The sequence below is a fragment of the Pontivivens nitratireducens genome, from assembly GCF_014235845.1.
GTDB lineage: Bacteria > Pseudomonadota > Alphaproteobacteria > Rhodobacterales > Rhodobacteraceae > Pontivivens > Pontivivens nitratireducens.
Genome location: NZ_JACJUQ010000002.1, coordinates 261,587 through 277,269, shown reverse-complemented (window position 1 = coordinate 277,269; position 15,683 = coordinate 261,587). Strand labels below are relative to the sequence as shown.

The window sequence follows — 15,683 nt, the reverse complement described above, 5'->3', positions numbered from 1 at the left end:
GATATCGAGGCCCAGCCATGCGCAGACGTCCCCTGATCCTGAGCGTGACAATCCTTGCCGCAATCCTTGGCGGTTTCACACTTGGTGCCATGCTGAGCGGTCAGAAGGAGTATCAGGACGATCCGGTATTGGTGGCGCTCGATCTGTTTCGCGAGATCTGCATTCCTGTCAGCAACGGCGCGCGTCCGCCCTTCCTTCAAAACAAGTTCGACTTCACGATCTCCGAACTGGGACCGACGTGGATCGACAGGCCAACCGGCATGTCAGCAACCGTTTCTGATCTCGGATGCAGCGTAAGCGATGTGCTCAACCCGCTTTCGATTGCGAACCGCGACAGATTCGCGGCCACTGCTGCGGCGCATACCATTGAGGTCTTTCCCCAGCTGTCCCATCACGACGTGGACGCACCCGAAGGCTGGGAATTATATCGCGCCTGGATGAGCCATCCATCGGGCGATCCCCGCCGTTGGGGGATCCTCCTGTACCGTGGCGGACAAGCTATAGGCAGACCTGAGACCTTTCTCTCGATCTCCCGCAATCCGGCGTACCACGAACGGCGGCAACGTCCCGCCCGGCGCACACCGTAGCCCCGGCCAGACGGAACGCCGTCTCCTGTCACGGCCATCGGCGTCCCCGCCTGTACCGCCCGCCCTGACTAGCGCCCAAACCTTTCTTCTGTCTTAAAATATCCCTGCCGGAGGCACTGAAACGAAAACACACAATAAAAAAAGCGCGCCCCCCTTTCGGGGAACGCGCCTTTCAAAAGCCATCAGGCGGTCGCGGGTTACTGCGCGCCCTTGATGAAGCTGACTGCGTCGCCGAACGTCTGGATCGTCTCGGCGGCGTCGTCGGGGATTTCGATTCCGAACTCTTCCTCGAAGGCCATGACCAGCTCGACTGTGTCGAGGCTGTCCGCGCCGAGGTCGTCGATGAACGACGCGTTCTCGGTCACTTTTTCCTCTTCGACGCTCAGGTGCTCGACGACGATCTTCTTCACGCGATCTGCAATGTCGCTCATATGTCTCTTCCTCGTTTCGGGTCGGCGGGCTGGGCCCGTCCGCTCTGATACCCGTTCACTATGTGACCGGGCGATGGTTCCGCCGTAACGGAAAATGGCCCACATGACAATCCGGCACGATGATGTGCGCGGCTGGCGTCGGCCCGTGTGCGGCGCGCTATAGCACACCCGTTGGGTTGCGCAAACGCTTTCGCACGGCTTGCGAAATCGGCCTAGATCATTGCCATGCCGCCATTGACGTGCAGCGTCTGTCCGGTGACGTAGGCCGCCTCCTGACTGGCAAGATAGAGGACCGCCGACGCGATTTCATCCCCCGTGCCCATGCGACCTGCGGGAATCGCGGTCAGGATGCCGTCCTTCTGCTTTTCGTTGAGCGCGTCGGTCATCGCCGTCTCGATGAAACCGGGGGCGACGCAGTTCGCGGTGATCCCGCGTGAGGCGACTTCCTGCGCGATGGATTTGGTCAAACCGATCATTCCGGCCTTGGACGCGGCATAGTTCACCTGCCCGCCATTGCCGGTCACCCCGACGACGGAAGTGATGTTGATGATCCGCCCCCAGCGCGATTTCATCATCGGGCGCATCACGCCCCGGCACAGCCGCATGGTGGAGGTCAGGTTCACCTCGATCACCCGCGACCATTCGTAATCGGTCATGCGCATGAAGATGTTGTCGGCGGTGATGCCCGCATTGTTCACCAGGATATCGAGCGACCCCATCGCCGCGATGGCCTGCTTTGGCAGGGCCTCCACCTCCACCGCTTCGGACAGGTTGCAGGGCAGGACGTGGGCCCGATCGCCCAGCGTGGTTGCCAGCGCCTGCAACGGTGCCTCGCGCGTGCCGCTCAGCCCAACGGTCGCACCGGCGCTGTGCAGGGCCGTGGCGATGGCGCCGCCGATGCCACCCGATGCCCCCGTGACGAGGGCGGTCTTGCCGGTCAGATCGAACATGATGATTACTCCTTGAGTGCGGCGATGTCGTCGGGGGAGCCGACGGCCTTGCACGCGATGGATTTGTCTATGCGGCGGATCATGCCCGACAGCGCCTTGCCCGCGCCGATCTCCCAGATCTCCGTGACGCCCTGCGCGGCCATGAAGCTCACACTCTCGCGCCAGCGCACGGCCCCTGTCACCTGATCGACCAGCAAGGCCCGGATCAGCGTCGGATCATCGACTGCGGTGGCCGTGACGTTGGCGATCAGCGGCACGCCGGGCTGAGCGATGTCCACATCGTCCAGCGCCTCGGCCATGACATGAGCCGCAGGTTCCATCAAGGCGCAGTGGAAGGGGGCGGAGACAGGCAGGATCACGGCCCGTTTGGCCCCGCGCGCCTTGGCGATCTCACAAGCCCGCTCGACCGCGCCCCTGTGGCCGGAAACGACGACCTGTGCGGGGTCGTTGTCGTTCGCGGCCTGACAGATTTCACCCTGTGCGGCCTCCTGCGCGACCTTTTTGACCGTGGCCAGATCCAGCCCCAGCAGTGCGGCCATCGCACCGACGCCCACCGGAACGGCCTCCTGCATCGCCGTGCCACGGCGGCGCAACAGGCGTGCGGTGTCGGCAAGGCTCAACGCGCCCGCGGCGCACAGCGCGGAATATTCACCCAGCGAGTGCCCCGCCACGAAGGATGCACCCTGCAGGTCGAACCCCTCGGCGGCGAGCGCGCGCATGGCCGCGATGGACGTGGCCATCAATGCAGGCTGCGCGTTCGCGGTCAGGGTCAGGGCCTCTGCGTCCCCCTCCCATATGAGGGTAGAGAGCTTTTCGCCCAGCGCGTCATCCACTTCCTGAAAGACCTGAGCGGCCTGCGGATAGGCATCGGCAAGCGTCTTGCCCATCCCGATGGTCTGGGCGCCCTGCCCTGGAAATACGAATGCCCGCATGTCGGCCTCCCCTGAATGTCTTCGCGTCATGTTTTACGCACCGTAACACGGGGGGGCAAGCGCTCAGGACACTTGCACGCCCGCCGACCACGTGCCGCGCAGCACGGGCGTGTCGTCGATCACGGCAAAGCGGATCACGTCGGCGCGCAGCCCGACCGCCAGAACCCCGCGATCCGTCAGCCCCACCGCCCGCGCGGGTGCCGCGCTGACCGTCGCCATGCCGCGCGGATAATCGCCCCACATCTGCGCCAGACGCACCGCCCCCATCAATAGGGAGGCCGGCACATAATCCGATGACAGGATGTCGAGCCGGTCGCGCCCGGCCAGTTCCGCCGCCGCGACATTGCCCGAATGTGAGCCGCCCCGCACCAGGTTCGGGGCCCCCATGATGGTCAGGAGGCCGAGCTGCCGACAGGCATTCGCCGCCTCGATCGTCGTCGGAAACTCCGCCAGCGTGACGCCATGGGCGTGGCTGGCGGCGACCTGGGTCGCGGTGGTGTCGTCATGGCTGGCCAGCGTCGCGCCCAGCTTGCGCGCGGCGGCGACGGTCGCGGCCTCATGCTTCGCGCCGTATTCCGCGTGAATCCCGCGCAGGAACGCGACGTAGTCCTCGAACTCATCGGCGGGCAGACCGTGCTTGCCGCAGACGTAATCCTTGTATTTGCCCATATCCGAGAATTGCCGCTGCCCCGGCGTGTGATCCATCATCGACACGATTCCGATCCGGTCGCGGGGATCGAACTCCGCCAATTCCTCGACCAGGGTTTCCGAACAGGTCTCCGCCCTGAGATGAATGTGGTGGCTGATGCGCAAGGCCCCGGCGGCGCGCATCGCGATGATCTCATCCGCCATGCGGCGCGCATACTTGCCGTAGCGCCGCTGCCCGCCCGATACGATGGAACCGACGCGGATCGCGTCGAACACCGTGGTGATGCCCGCCCCGGCCAGCTCGCGATCATGTGCGACGATGGCGGCGCCGTGGGGCCAGTCCACCTTGGGGCGCGGCGACAGATGCCGCTCCAGATTGTCGGTATGCAGCTCCACCAGACCGGGGGCCAGCATGTCGCCCTGACAATCCACGGCACCCTCGGGCACCCCGCCGCCGCGCGTGATACCGGCGATCAAACCTTCCCGCAGGTGTAAAGTTCCCGTGATAACCTCGTCTTTCAGGATCAGGCTTGCATTTGAAAGCAGAATATCTTGAGTCATTTGAGCGTCACGCTGAGTTGGCAGTCTCGGCGGACTGCGTGAGTATGTTGGGAAGTATGTTCATGTACGCACGATACGCGATTTTCTACACCCCTGCACCCGGCAGCGATCTGGCCGTTTTCGGCGCGCGTTGGCTGGGATGGGACAGCGCGAAGGGCCGGACGGTCGCGCATCCTTTCGCCCACGGGCTGGACGTTCAGACCATCACGAAAACGCCCCGCAGATACGGCTTTCACGCCACGCTGAAGGCACCGTTCCACCCGGCGGCGGGCCTGATCGAAAGCGATCTGATCGCCTGCGTGACCGATTTCGCCGCGGCGGCCCGCGTCGCCCCGCTGAACGGTCTGGTGCAGGGTTATCGGAGCGGCTTCGTCGCGCTTCGCCCGGCGGGCGATACCAGCGAAATCAATAGATTGGCCGAAACCATCGTGCGCGAACTAGACATGCTGCGCGCCCCGTTGAGCGAAGCGGACATCGCGCGACGGCGCAGGGCCGGCCTGAGCGCGAAGCAGGACGCACAGATGCTCGACTGGGGCTATCCCTACATCTTCGACGATTTCCAGTTTCACATGACGCTGAGCGGCCCGTTGGACGAGGAGACCGCCAACCGCGTGATCGATTCCATCGCCCCGCATGCCGCCCGCGCCATTCCCGATCCGCTCAGCATGGATGCGATCACCTTGATGGGAGAGGACGCAGCAGGCCAGTTCCATCAGGTCCGCCGCTGTTCACTGACCGGGTAGAGCCGCGCCCGCACCGCCTTCACGCAATCGCCGCCTTCACGCAATCGTCAAGGGTGCCTCGTTGCCGATGTGGTGCACCTTGCCCCCCACGAAAGCCGAATGTCGGCCACCTGATGCCGCGCCATCATGCCTGATGGCATCGGACTGTCCCGGCACGGCGCTGACACCGGGCTTCGCGCCTCGATCACGATTGCCTGAATGGAGCGGACGTGACAGGTCTGCCGGGTGAGGCGGACACGCTGGAGCGGAGGGCGTTATGGATCAAAAGCGACACGGCGCGGCCATCGCGGTGATGTGCCTTGGGGTGTTCAGCCTGGTGCTCAGCGATACGGCGGCCAAGGAACTGGCGCAACGCTACGAGGCGTTGCAGATCATGTTCCTGCGCTCATGCATCGCCCTGCCCATCGTCACCGCCATCGTCTTGCAGGCAGAGGGGTGGGGCGCTTTGCGCTCAAAACGGCCCGGCGTGCATCTGCTGCGCGCGGTGCTGACGCTGGGCGCGGCCTATACCTTCTTTACCTCGCTGCGCACATTGCCGCTGGCCGGGGCCACGGCGCTGGCCCTGACCGCGCCGCTGTTCGTCACCGCCCTGTCGGTGCCCTTGCTGGGCGAGAAAGTCTGCAGGTTGCGCTGGGGTGCGTTGATCGTCGGTTTCGGCGGCGCGATGGTGATCGTGCAACCGGGGGCGGAAACCTTGCAACCCGCCGCCCTGCTGGCGCTGGGAACCGCGCTTTGCTACGCGCTGGTGATGATCGCGGCCCGCTGGATCGACGCGGATGACAGCGTGCGCACAGTGATGTTCTACCTGACCGCGCTGCCGGTGCTGCTGACCTCATGGACCTTGCTGCTGGACTGGCCTGCAATCACCGGCGTGGACCTGAGCCTGTTCGCGACGATGGCCATTTGCGGCACGATCGGCATCACCTTCATCACGCAGGGGTTTCGCATGGCCCCCGCCGCCATCGTGGCACCGTTCGACTATACCGCGCTGGTCTGGGCCTCCATCACGGGCTGGCTGTTTTTTGGGGAGTTGCCGCAAATCGCCACCTATATCGGGGCCGCGATCATCGTGGCGGCGGGCCTGTTCGTGATCTGGCGTGAGGCGCAACTGGCAAAACGTTGAGCGGCCTCAATGCCCCGATGTGCCCGACATCGTGTTGAGCACGACCACACCCGCAGCGATCAGCGCGATGCCAATGATCGCGGCCGGATCCAGCCTTTGCCCGAACATCACCAGTCCGATAAGGGCCATCGCCGCCACCCCGACGCCGGACCAGACCGCATAGGCCACGCCGATGGGAATCGTGCGCAGCACCATCGCCAGAAAGTAGAATGCCACCGCGTAGCCGATGATTGCGACGATCCCCGGCAAGGGTCTGGTGAACCCCTCCGACAGCTTCAGCGCCGTGGTGCCCACAATTTCGCCGATTATGGCCAGCGTCAGCAGGAACCACGGCATAAACATCTCCTCTTTCCCGGTATACGCGATCCTATGTCACGATCCCGTCCGGCGGCGCACTTTGCCCGGTCGGTGACACTGGGGCAATCGGGCAATGCCGCCAGCCCCCTTGCCACGGGCGATCACCTATGTATAACGCCCCATCCGGTGCAATTCGTTGAATCGCGACGCCCCTCGTATGTGCCTGCCCGGTGATCTCCGGCACGTTTTGAAGCGCGCAAGCAAATGGTGAACTCATGGCTCTGTACGAGCATACCTTCATCGCGCGGCAGGATCTGTCCACCGCGCAGGCCGAAGGCCTTATCGAGCATTTCTCCCAGGTCCTGACCGACAATGGCGGTTCCGTGGCTGAGAGCGAATACTGGGGCCTCAAGACGATGGCCTACAAGATCAACAAGAACCGCAAGGGCCACTACGCCTACCTGCGGTCCGACGCCCCCTCCGCCGCCGTGCAGGAGATGGAGCGTCTGATGGGCCTGCACGAGGACGTCATGCGCGTTCTGACCGTGCGCGTCGATAAGCACGAGGAAGGCCCCTCCGCAGTGGTTCAGGCAAAGAACTCGCGCGATGAGCGTGGCCCCCGCCGTGACCGCGGCGACCGTCCGGACCGGGGCGACCGCCCCCGTCGCGATTGATCAGGAGTATTTGACACATGGCACGTAAACCATTCTTCCGCCGTCGGAAATCCTGCCCGTTCTCGGGTGAGGGCGCTCCCACGATCGACTACAAGGACGTGAAACTGCTTCAGCGCTACATCTCCGAGCGCGGCAAGATCGTTCCTTCCCGTATCACCGCAGTGTCGGCCAAGAAGCAGCGCGAACTGGCGAAAGCCATCAAGCGCGCCCGTTTCCTCGCCCTGCTGCCCTACGCCGTGAAGTGAGGGTCTGAACATGGACGTTATTCTTCTTGAGCGCGTGGCCAAGCTCGGCCAGATGGGCGAAGTGGTCACGGTGAAATCCGGCTACGCCCGCAACTTCCTGCTGCCGCAGGGCAAGGCGCTGCGCGCGAACGATGCCAACAAGGCACGGTTCGAGGCACAGAAGGCACAGCTCGAAGCACAGAACCTGGAAACGAAGAAGGAAGCCGAATCGCTCGCAGCGAAACTCGACGGCCAGACCTTCGTCGTCATCCGTTCGGCCTCGGACGCGGGCGGGCTCTACGGCTCCGTCACCACGCGCGACGCGGCCGATGCGGCGACCGAGAACGGCTTCACCGTCGAGCGTCGCCAGATCGTGCTCGACCAGCCGATCAAGGAACTGGGCCTGCACGACATGGAGGTGGTGCTGCACCCCGAAGTGTCCGCGACCATCACCGTGAACGTCGCCCGTTCGGTTGAAGAGGCCGAGATTCAGGCCTCCGGCAAATCCATCGCGGACATCCGCGCCGAGGAAGACGCCGAAGCCGAGTTCGATATCGCCGAGCTGTTCGACGATGTCGGCGGTGCCGCGAACGACTTCGACGACGACGAAGACGAGCGCGCCCCGATCGAGGACGCCCCCGCCGAGGACGACGATCAGCCCGAGGTCTGAGACCTTCCGGCCCGGTTATGATTTTGACCCCGTCCGCTGTAAAGCGGGCGGGGTTATTTCGTTAATTCAGGAACTAAAGGAACCCCTTCGGCCTCGGCGCGGAGTCTAACATATCCGCGAACAACATTTTCTCTAAATTCAAACCACCCGGAACCAGTACCTACAATGATATTAGAATGACTGTCCTTACGGAGGGCGAGCATACGTCCATTTAGCTTCTCGCGAGACAGCTTCTCAGTTACACCTCGGTGAGAGTTCACTCTTAGATAGGAATTTTCATAAATATCTTTAATTTGCCGTCGGGTTGCTGTGCGGTCGGCAAGTGCCCATAGCGCTTCTTCATAATCTTTAGTGGCACTACTCTTTTGTGTAGCTAAATCATAAATAGAGCGTAATGATGGCTCTGCTTTTGCTAAACTAACACTCAACGCAGATTTGAAATGATCTTCTGTACATTCCTGAATTGAATCTTCATCATCATAAATCTGATAGAATATACTCTCGCCAATGAGGTGTACAAAGTGCGGGAAGCTGTCACTTATTATGCCTATTCGCATCAAAAAACCTTGCGGAATTTTTATCGATAATTCATCCGCAACGCTACTTATTATGTTCCAGAGCTGATCGTGATGCAGTTTCTTCACTTCAACAGGCTCAAACATTCTACCAACTGATAAATGCTGCCCTATAATTTCATCTACATTAAATAGCTTCTAGAAAAGTAGTTTCTTCTCCGCAGGGAATGTAGATAAAATTTTCAGGCGAAGTGACACACATATGTGCCGCTGTAACGGCCAGAGAAGTCTTCCCCACACCGCGTTCACCATAAATAAAAACATGTCGGCTCTCTGAAGATAAAGCACGACGTATATTTTTAAGATTTTTCTGCCGTCCAATTAATCTTTTTGGATCTTTAATCTCTGATGATGGCGTGAAGTTTTTGCTCAGAACCTCAATCAGATCAGCTTCGGAGAGGTTTTCTATCATAATGTGCCATCCTTAGGGATACGTTCTGTTTATTCACATTAGCTTAAATTAGATAACTCCACCACTCCGCATAGCTGGAATTCCACGGCGCCCGCCCCGTCTCGTCTTCCGCGCCATCATCCCACCACACCGGGCCGCGTTCGCCCAGACGGACTTTCGCGTCTTGGACCGCATCGCGCGCCGCGCGCGTCTCATCCTCGGTCTTTGCAAACCGCACCGCGCGGCGCGCCTTCATCAGATCGCTGACCGCCGCTTTGCGATCGTCCTCGCTCAGGCGTGGATCGGTCTTGCGCCACAATCTTTCCTTTGCCACGAAGTAGCGCCCGTCCGGCGTTTCGGGGTAGGATGGTTTCAAAACACGACTCCCTGACTTATCCCCGTTCTTCACATCGTGGGGATCAAGGTAATCCAGGGTATAAGATCGGCAAATCAGGCGTAGCGGGTGAGCAGTATGGCGGATGGCGGTTATCAGGCGGCGGACAAGGCGGATGAGATCGCCCTGCCGCACAATATCGAGGCGGAGCAGGCGCTGCTGGGTGCGCTGCTGGTCAACAACGAGATCTACGACAAGGTCGCCGCGATCGTCGAGCCGGTGCATTTCTACGATCCCGTGCACCGGCGCATCTATGACGTGGCCGCGCAGCGCATCCAGAAGAACGCCTTAGCCTCACCAGTAACGCTGAAGGCATTTCTGGCGGATGATCCGGGTCTGGCGGAACTGGGCGGTCCGGCTTACCTCGCGCGGCTCGCGGGGGCGGCGATCTCGATCTTTGCGGCGCGCGACTACGCGCAGATGATCTATGACCTCGCCATCCGCCGTGCCCTGATCGAGATCGGGGAGGAGATCGCAGGCACCGCGAAATCCATCACCGTGGATAACGAGCCGAAGGCCCAGATCGTCGAGGCCGAGGCGCGGCTTTATCAGTTGGCCGAGCAAGGCCGCGTCGAGGGCGGTTTCCAGTCGTTCCTGCGATCGCTGACCACCGCCGTGAATGTCGCCAACTCCGCCTATCAGCGTGAGGGAAAGCTCGCCGGCGTCTCCACCGGGTTGCGCGATCTGGACAGCAAGCTGGGCGGTCTGCACAAATCCGACCTTCTGATCCTCGCCGGGCGGCCCTCGATGGGAAAGACGGCGCTGGCCACGAACCTCGCCTTCAACGTCGCCAATGCCTACAAGAAAGGCATGCGCTCCGACGGGGTGGAGGGCACCATCGACGGCGGCGTCGTCGGCTTCTTCTCGCTGGAGATGAGCGCGGATCAGCTTGCCTCACGTATCCTGGCCGAGCAGGCGGAGGTGGACAGCCACAAGATTCGCGACGGTTCGCTGGATGCCGATGAATTCCGCCGGTTTATCGAGGCGTCCAAGACGCTGGAGCGGATCCCGCTTTATATCGACGACACCCCGGCGCTGAAAATCTCGACTGTCGCGGCACGCGCAAGGCGGCTGAAGCGCCAGCACGGGCTGGACCTGCTGGTCATCGACTATCTTCAGTTGCTCAAAGGCACGAACACCAAATCCGACAACCGGGTGAACGAGGTTTCAGAGATTACCCAAGGTCTGAAGGCCATCGCCAAGGAGCTGGAAATCCCTGTGATCGCCCTGTCGCAGCTGTCGCGTCAGGTCGAAAACCGTGAGGACAAGCGCCCGCAACTCAGCGATCTGCGCGAATCCGGCTCCATCGAGCAGGACGCCGACGCCGTGATGTTCGTCTACCGCGAGGAATATTATAAAGAGCGTGAAATGCCCTCCGAAACCGATCTGGAGGCCACGGCCCGCTGGCAGGAACTGATGGAACAGGTCACGGGCAAGGCCGAGGTCATCATCGGAAAACAGCGCCACGGCCCGATCGGATCGGTCCAACTGGCGTTCGAGGGACGCTTCACCCGCTTCTCCGACCTCGCGCAAAGCTGGCAGCAGCGGCCCGACGATTATTGATGCAGGCCGGGCTGCACATCGACCTGAACGCGATCCGCGCGAATTGGCGGGCGCTCGACCTGGCGCCCGAAACCGGCGCGGTGGTCAAGGCGGACGCCTACGGGCTGGGGCTGGACCGGGTGGCACGGGCCTTGGCGCAGGCCGGGGCGCGCAGCTTCTTCGTGGCACAGGTTGAGGAGGGCGTGGCGCTGCGTGAGGCCTTGGGCAATGGGCCGGAGATCTACGTCTTTTCCGGGCTGATGTGCGCCTCGGACGCCGTGCATTTTCGGTCAAACGCGCTGACCCCGTGCCTTAACTCCCTGCCGCAAGCCGCTGATTACAGGGCCAATATGGCGGGGCATCCCTTCGCCCTGCAATACGATACTGGCATGAACCGTCTGGGGTTCGAGGCAACGGATCTGGCGCATCTGCCCGATCTGGGGACCCCCCGTTTGATCCTGTCGCATCTGGCCTGCGCGGACATGCCGGACCATCCGCAAACCCTGCGGCAACTGTCCGCGTTCACCGCCATGGCACCGCAGGGCCGCCGATCCCTGTCGGCGACCGGCGGGATCGGGCTTGGCCCCGATTATCATTTCGACATCACGCGCCCCGGTATCGGCCTGTATGGCGGTGCGCCGTTCGATGCCGCCCGTCCCGTGGTGACACTGCGCCTGCCGGTCATCCAAACGCGTGATGTCGCCATCGGGGAAAGCGTCGGCTACGGTGCCACGTGGATCGCCAAGCGGCCCTCGCGCATTGCCACGATCTCCTCCGGCTATGCGGACGGGTTGATCCGGGCCATCGGTGGTGGCGGGGCAAGCCTGTGGTCCGACGACACGCCCTGCCCCCTCGCCGGTCGCGTGTCGATGGATTTGATCGGCGTGGACGTGACAGATCTGGATCACGACCCGCAATCGCTCGACATCCTGGGGCCGCATCAGGGCATTGACGCATTGGGCAAGGCCGCGGGAACCATAGGCTATGAAATACTGACTTCGCTCGGCGCGCGCTATGAGCGGCATTATATCGGGTGAGGTTATATCGGGTCGTGATCCACGTGTAAGATGTGCTTTCGCGCCGCGCCGCCTGCATAAGACAGGTTCGCCCCGCGCGATGATCGCCGGTCGCATTTGCACGGCAATGCGTAACAACTCTTGGCCTGCACGTCCGGTCAGGGTAGGTCTGCGCGAACGATGGAGGCTTGAATGGTCGTTTTAAGGTATGCGCAGGAGATTCTGGCCAGCATCGGCGCGGCCGTTCTGGCCCTGTGCGCGGCAACCGGCGCGCTGCTGATCTTCGCGGCGACGGCTGTCAGTCATCTGGTGCGGCCGCCGTTCTATCCGGTGGAGATCGGGCGGCAATTGCTGCGGATCGGCTGGTTCTCGCTGCCGGTGGTGGGCCTGACGACGCTGTTCACCGGGGGGGCGCTGGCGCTGCAGATTTTCGCAGGCGGCGCGCGCTTCAACGCGGAATCGGTGGTGCCGTCGATCGTGGCGATCGGCATGGTGCGCGAACTGGGGCCCGTTCTGGGCGGGCTGATGGTGGCGGGGCGGGTCTCTGCCTCCATCGCGGCGGAAATCGGCACGATGCGCGTGACGGAGCAGATCGACGCGCTCAGCACGCTCAGCACCAACCCGATGAAGTATCTGGTCGTGCCGCGCCTGATCGCGGCGGTCATCGCCCTGCCCCTGCTGGTGCTGATCGGGGATATCATCGGGGTGATGGGCGGATTTATGGTCGGCGTCGGGCGGCTCGACTTTAACGCCGCGACCTATATCAACACGACCGCGGATTTCCTGACGACGGCGGATGTCGTCTCCGGTCTGGTCAAGGCGGCGGTGTTCGGCTTCATCCTGGCGTTGATGGGCTGCTATCAGGGCTATCATTCGCAGCGCGGCGCACAGGGCGTCGGGCGGGCGACCACGAACGCTGTCGTGTCCGCATCGGTGCTGATCTTCGCGGCGAACTACATCCTGACGGAGGTTTTCTTTACCTCATGAGCACGCAAATCACTCTCAAGAACCTGACCAAATCCTTCGGTCGCAAGCATGTCCTGCGCGGCGTCGATCTGGTCGCGCCGGCGGGCCAGAACACGGTCATCATCGGGGAGTCGGGTTCGGGCAAGTCCGTGCTGCTGAAATGCATCCTGGGGCTGGTAAAGCCCGACGCGGGCGAGGTTCTGCTGGATGGGCAACCGGCGGATCGGGATCGCGATGCGTTCCTCGCGCGGTTCGGAATGCTGTTTCAGGGCGCGGCGCTGTTCGACAGCCTGACGGTCTGGGAAAATGTCGGCTTTCGTCTGGTACGGGGCAAAAACAAGCTCAACCGCAGCGACGCGCGCGATGTCGCGGTCGAAAAACTGCGTCGCGTCGGGCTGAGCGCGGACGTGGCGGACCAGTTTCCCGCTGAACTGTCAGGTGGAATGCAAAAACGTGTCGGTCTGGCGCGGGCCATCGCGGCGGACCCGCAGATCATCTTTTTCGATGAGCCGACGACCGGCCTCGACCCGATCATGGCCGGTGTCATCAACGACCTGATACGCGAGATCACGGCCGAGATCGGCGCCACCGGCATGACCATCACCCATGACATGACCAGCGTTCGCGCCATCGCGGATCAGGTGGCGATGCTGCACAACGGCAAGATCCGCTGGATCGGTCAGGCGGATCAGATGGACACTTGCGGCGATCCCTATGTGGAACAGTTCGTCACCGGGTCCGCCGATGGTCCGATCGAGGCGGTCCGATAGGCGGTGCGGCTGGCACGGGGCATCAACCTGGCACTGTTGGTCGCGTATCCAATCGCCTGGCTGGCCCCGCTGATGCAGGCGCGGGTGCTGTGGTTTCTGGGCGGGGACCGTGTTTCGATGCTGGGCGGTTTGCGCGCTTTGTGGGGGTCTGACGCCGTTCTGGCGGGGCTGGTGGCCCTGCTCGCCATCGTTATGCCCTATGCCAAGGTCATCGCGACGGAACTGCACTTCGCCGGTCGCCTGCCCGCGCGTCTGGCCCCCGCGCTGCCCTATATCGCGCGGTTGTCGATGGCCGATATCTTTCTGATCGCGCTCTACGTCGTGCTGGCCAAGGGCATCGCGGGCGCGAACGTAACGCCGCTATGGGGTCTGTGGCTGTTCACGGGCTGCGTGGTGACCTCCCTGGGATTGAGCATGGTGAAGAGATGACGATATTCGAATTGATGGGGGGCATCCTGATCGGCTTCGGCGCGTTCGGCGCGATGGGGTGGAGCGTATGGCGCGCGATATCCGCGCAGCCCATCCGGCGCGGATTGTATATCGGCACGGTGGTCTTCACGCTGCTGGGCATGGCGTCGATCTCCCTGCTGTCGCCGCCGCTGGCACTTTTTGCGGGCGGGGCGCTGGCGTTCTGCGCGGCGAGCCTGTTTTGGGCGGAGCGCGGGTCGGAGCGTGTGCTGCCCCTGTTCCAGATCGCCTTCGGCGTGATCCTGATCACCGGCGCGCCTTTCTGAAATCCTCACTGAAATGGCGCGCATCCCGCACAAATGTTGCGGTTTCGTTCCGGTCGCGATAGACCCGTCACATGGCAAGACAGACGAACAATTTCAGATGCACGGAATGCGGCGCAACCCACAAGAAGTGGGCCGGGCGCTGCGATGCCTGTTCAGCGTGGAATTCCATTGTCGAGGATGCAGGCACCGGATCCTCCGCCCCCAAGGCGCTGGGAAAGGCGCGGGGGCGCACCGTCGCGCTGAGCGATCTGAGCGTCGAGGATACCGCCCTGCCGCGCGAATTGTCGGGCATTGCTGAACTGGACCGCGTGACCGGCGGCGGGCTGGTTCCGGCCTCCGCCACTTTGGTGGGCGGTGATCCGGGCATCGGCAAATCCACCCTGCTGTTGCAGGCGGCGGCGGCCTATGCCCGCAACGGCGCGAAGGTCGTCTATGTTTCGGGTGAGGAAGCAGCGGCGCAGATCAGGATGCGGGCCAAGCGTCTGGGCCTCGCCGATGCGCCGGTCAAGCTGGCGGCGGAGACGAACCTGCGCGACATCCTGACCACGCTGGAGGCGGAGCAGCCGCGCCTGGCCATCATCGATTCAATCCAGACAATGTGGTCCGATCACGTGGACAGCGCCCCCGGCTCCGTCTCGCAGGTCCGGGCGGCGGCACATGAGCTGGTGACCTTTGCCAAGCGCAAGGGGATCAGCGTCATCCTCGTCGGGCATGTGACCAAGGACGGGCAGATCGCCGGCCCGCGCGTCGTGGAACACATGGTCGATACCGTTCTGTATTTCGAGGGGGAGCGCGGCCACCAGTTCCGCATCCTGCGCGCGGTCAAGAACCGGTTCGGCCCGGCGGATGAAATCGGCGTGTTCGAGATGACCGGCGCCGGGCTGGCGGAGGTATCCAACCCGTCAGCCCTGTTCCTGAGCGAGCGTGGCAAACCGGCCAGCGGTTCGGTCGTGTTTGCGGGAATCGAGGGGACGCGCCCGTTGCTGTGTGAAATTCAGGCGCTGGTCGCGGCCTCCCCGCTGGCCACGCCACGGCGCACGGTCGTGGGCTGGGATTCGCAACGGCTGGGCATGATCCTCGCCGTGTTGGAGGCGCGGGCCGGGATCGGCTTTGGCGGGATGGATGTCTTTCTCAACGTGGCGGGCGGGCTGCGCGTCAGCGAACCCGCCGCCGATCTGGCAGTTGCCGCCGCCCTGATCAGCGCACGGCAGGATCACGCCCTGCCGCCCGAGACGATCCTGTTCGGAGAGATCAGCCTGTCCGGTGCCCTGCGCCCCGTGCCCCAGCCCGAGGCCCGCCTGCGCGAGGCGGCGAAGCTTGGCTTTACCCGCGCCATCGCACCCGCCGGCATGCGGCGCACCGGAAGCGACCCGATCCAGGTGGAAACCCTTGACGATTTGCCCGGCTTTGTGGAAAGCGTATTTGGTCAACTCGACTAAAACTCAATAACCAACG

General features: G+C 62.9%; 21 protein-coding genes. 13 read left to right on the top strand and 8 right to left on the bottom strand.

Going from position 1 to position 15,683, the window contains the following annotated elements; all coding sequences use genetic code 11:
- Positions 1-17: 17 nt before the first annotated feature.
- Positions 18-587 carry a hypothetical protein gene (locus H1S03_RS04130; RefSeq protein WP_185803279.1) on the top strand — a complete coding sequence of 190 codons (570 nt, stop codon included), beginning with the start codon at positions 18-20 and terminating at the stop codon, positions 585-587.
- Positions 588-784: 197 nt separating this feature from the next.
- On the opposite strand, the gene H1S03_RS04125 is transcribed toward H1S03_RS04130, so the two are convergent.
- The 4 genes from H1S03_RS04125 to H1S03_RS04110 form a co-directional block, all read right to left on the bottom strand.
- Positions 785-1,018, bottom strand: coding sequence for an acyl carrier protein (locus H1S03_RS04125; protein ID WP_166191965.1), 234 nt, complete (start codon positions 1,016-1,018; stop codon positions 785-787).
- A gap of 212 nt (positions 1,019-1,230) precedes the next feature.
- The gene (gene fabG, locus H1S03_RS04120) at positions 1,231-1,968 is read right to left on the bottom strand and encodes a 3-oxoacyl-[acyl-carrier-protein] reductase (protein WP_185803278.1); all 738 of its coding nucleotides are present in this window, start codon (positions 1,966-1,968) and stop codon (positions 1,231-1,233) included.
- 5 nt (positions 1,969-1,973) lie between these two features.
- Positions 1,974-2,900 (bottom strand): ACP S-malonyltransferase, encoded by a 927-nt coding sequence (fabD, locus tag H1S03_RS04115; protein ID WP_185803277.1) that lies wholly within the window; start codon positions 2,898-2,900, stop codon positions 1,974-1,976.
- A 63-nt stretch (positions 2,901-2,963) separates the two neighbouring features.
- Complete coding sequence (locus H1S03_RS04110; protein ID WP_185803276.1) at positions 2,964-4,109, bottom strand: alpha-D-ribose 1-methylphosphonate 5-triphosphate diphosphatase; 1,146 nt, start codon at positions 4,107-4,109, stop codon at positions 2,964-2,966.
- A gap of 62 nt (positions 4,110-4,171) precedes the next feature.
- On the opposite strand from H1S03_RS04110, the gene H1S03_RS04105 reads away from it, so the two are divergent.
- Both H1S03_RS04105 and H1S03_RS04100 read left to right on the top strand, forming a co-directional pair.
- The gene (locus H1S03_RS04105; RefSeq protein ID WP_185803275.1) at positions 4,172-4,852 is read left to right on the top strand and encodes a DUF1045 domain-containing protein; all 681 of its coding nucleotides are present in this window, start codon (positions 4,172-4,174) and stop codon (positions 4,850-4,852) included.
- Between the two features lie 256 nt (positions 4,853-5,108).
- Positions 5,109-5,975 carry a DMT family transporter gene (locus H1S03_RS04100; RefSeq protein ID WP_185803274.1) on the top strand — a complete coding sequence of 289 codons (867 nt, stop codon included), beginning with the start codon at positions 5,109-5,111 and terminating at the stop codon, positions 5,973-5,975.
- 6 nt (positions 5,976-5,981) lie between these two features.
- On the opposite strand, the gene H1S03_RS04095 is transcribed toward H1S03_RS04100, so the two are convergent.
- The gene (locus tag H1S03_RS04095; RefSeq protein ID WP_185803273.1) at positions 5,982-6,311 is read right to left on the bottom strand and encodes a DMT family transporter; all 330 of its coding nucleotides are present in this window, start codon (positions 6,309-6,311) and stop codon (positions 5,982-5,984) included.
- Positions 6,312-6,547: 236 nt separating this feature from the next.
- Here H1S03_RS04095 and rpsF point away from each other — a divergent pair, with 236 nt between their 5' ends.
- From rpsF to rplI, 3 genes are read left to right on the top strand one after another with little or no spacing between them, the layout of a single operon-like run.
- A complete protein-coding gene (rpsF, locus tag H1S03_RS04090) occupies positions 6,548-6,946 on the top strand; it encodes a 30S ribosomal protein S6 (RefSeq protein WP_185803272.1) in 399 nt (132 codons plus the stop codon).
- 17 nt (positions 6,947-6,963) lie between these two features.
- On the top strand, positions 6,964-7,191 hold the full coding sequence (gene rpsR / locus H1S03_RS04085) for a 30S ribosomal protein S18 (RefSeq protein WP_108781873.1): 228 nt from the start codon (positions 6,964-6,966) through the stop codon (positions 7,189-7,191).
- Between the two features lie 10 nt (positions 7,192-7,201).
- Positions 7,202-7,840, top strand: coding sequence for a 50S ribosomal protein L9 (rplI, locus tag H1S03_RS04080; RefSeq protein ID WP_185803271.1), 639 nt, complete (start codon positions 7,202-7,204; stop codon positions 7,838-7,840).
- A 53-nt stretch (positions 7,841-7,893) separates the two neighbouring features.
- On the opposite strand, the gene H1S03_RS04075 is transcribed toward rplI, so the two are convergent.
- From H1S03_RS04075 to H1S03_RS04065, 3 genes are read right to left on the bottom strand one after another with little or no spacing between them, the layout of a single operon-like run.
- Positions 7,894-8,502: a hypothetical protein gene (locus H1S03_RS04075; protein WP_185803270.1), complete on the bottom strand. Its 609-nt coding sequence runs from the start codon at positions 8,500-8,502 to the stop codon at positions 7,894-7,896.
- A 40-nt stretch (positions 8,503-8,542) separates the two neighbouring features.
- Positions 8,543-8,827, bottom strand: coding sequence for an ATP-binding protein (locus H1S03_RS04070; protein WP_185803269.1), 285 nt, complete (start codon positions 8,825-8,827; stop codon positions 8,543-8,545).
- 43 nt (positions 8,828-8,870) lie between these two features.
- Positions 8,871-9,182: a hypothetical protein gene (locus H1S03_RS04065; protein ID WP_185803268.1), complete on the bottom strand. Its 312-nt coding sequence runs from the start codon at positions 9,180-9,182 to the stop codon at positions 8,871-8,873.
- A gap of 96 nt (positions 9,183-9,278) precedes the next feature.
- Between H1S03_RS04065 and H1S03_RS04060 the strand changes: the two genes are divergently transcribed.
- The 7 genes from H1S03_RS04060 (at position 9,279) to radA (ending at position 15,667) form a co-directional block, all read left to right on the top strand.
- Positions 9,279-10,763 carry a replicative DNA helicase gene (locus tag H1S03_RS04060; protein WP_185803351.1) on the top strand — a complete coding sequence of 495 codons (1,485 nt, stop codon included), beginning with the start codon at positions 9,279-9,281 and terminating at the stop codon, positions 10,761-10,763.
- Positions 10,760-11,779 (top strand): alanine racemase, encoded by a 1,020-nt coding sequence (alr, locus tag H1S03_RS04055; RefSeq protein ID WP_185803267.1) that lies wholly within the window; start codon positions 10,760-10,762, stop codon positions 11,777-11,779. The genes H1S03_RS04060 and alr overlap by 4 nt, the downstream gene beginning before the upstream one ends.
- A 171-nt stretch (positions 11,780-11,950) precedes the next feature.
- Positions 11,951-12,745, top strand: a complete 795-nt coding sequence (locus H1S03_RS04050) for an MlaE family ABC transporter permease (protein ID WP_185803266.1) — start codon at positions 11,951-11,953, stop codon at positions 12,743-12,745.
- Complete coding sequence (locus tag H1S03_RS04045; protein WP_185803265.1) at positions 12,742-13,494, top strand: ABC transporter ATP-binding protein; 753 nt, start codon at positions 12,742-12,744, stop codon at positions 13,492-13,494. The genes H1S03_RS04050 and H1S03_RS04045 overlap by 4 nt, the downstream gene beginning before the upstream one ends.
- A gap of 3 nt (positions 13,495-13,497) precedes the next feature.
- The gene (locus H1S03_RS04040) at positions 13,498-13,923 is read left to right on the top strand and encodes a paraquat-inducible protein A (protein WP_347339205.1); all 426 of its coding nucleotides are present in this window, start codon (positions 13,498-13,500) and stop codon (positions 13,921-13,923) included.
- Positions 13,920-14,228, top strand: a complete 309-nt coding sequence (locus tag H1S03_RS04035) for a hypothetical protein (RefSeq protein WP_185803264.1) — start codon at positions 13,920-13,922, stop codon at positions 14,226-14,228. Before H1S03_RS04040 ends, H1S03_RS04035 begins: the two co-directional genes overlap by 4 nt.
- Before the next feature lie 71 nt (positions 14,229-14,299).
- Entirely contained in the window at positions 14,300-15,667 is a 1,368-nt protein-coding gene (gene radA, locus H1S03_RS04030) for a DNA repair protein RadA (RefSeq protein WP_166192010.1), read from the top strand.
- Positions 15,668-15,683: the final 16 nt, after the last annotated feature.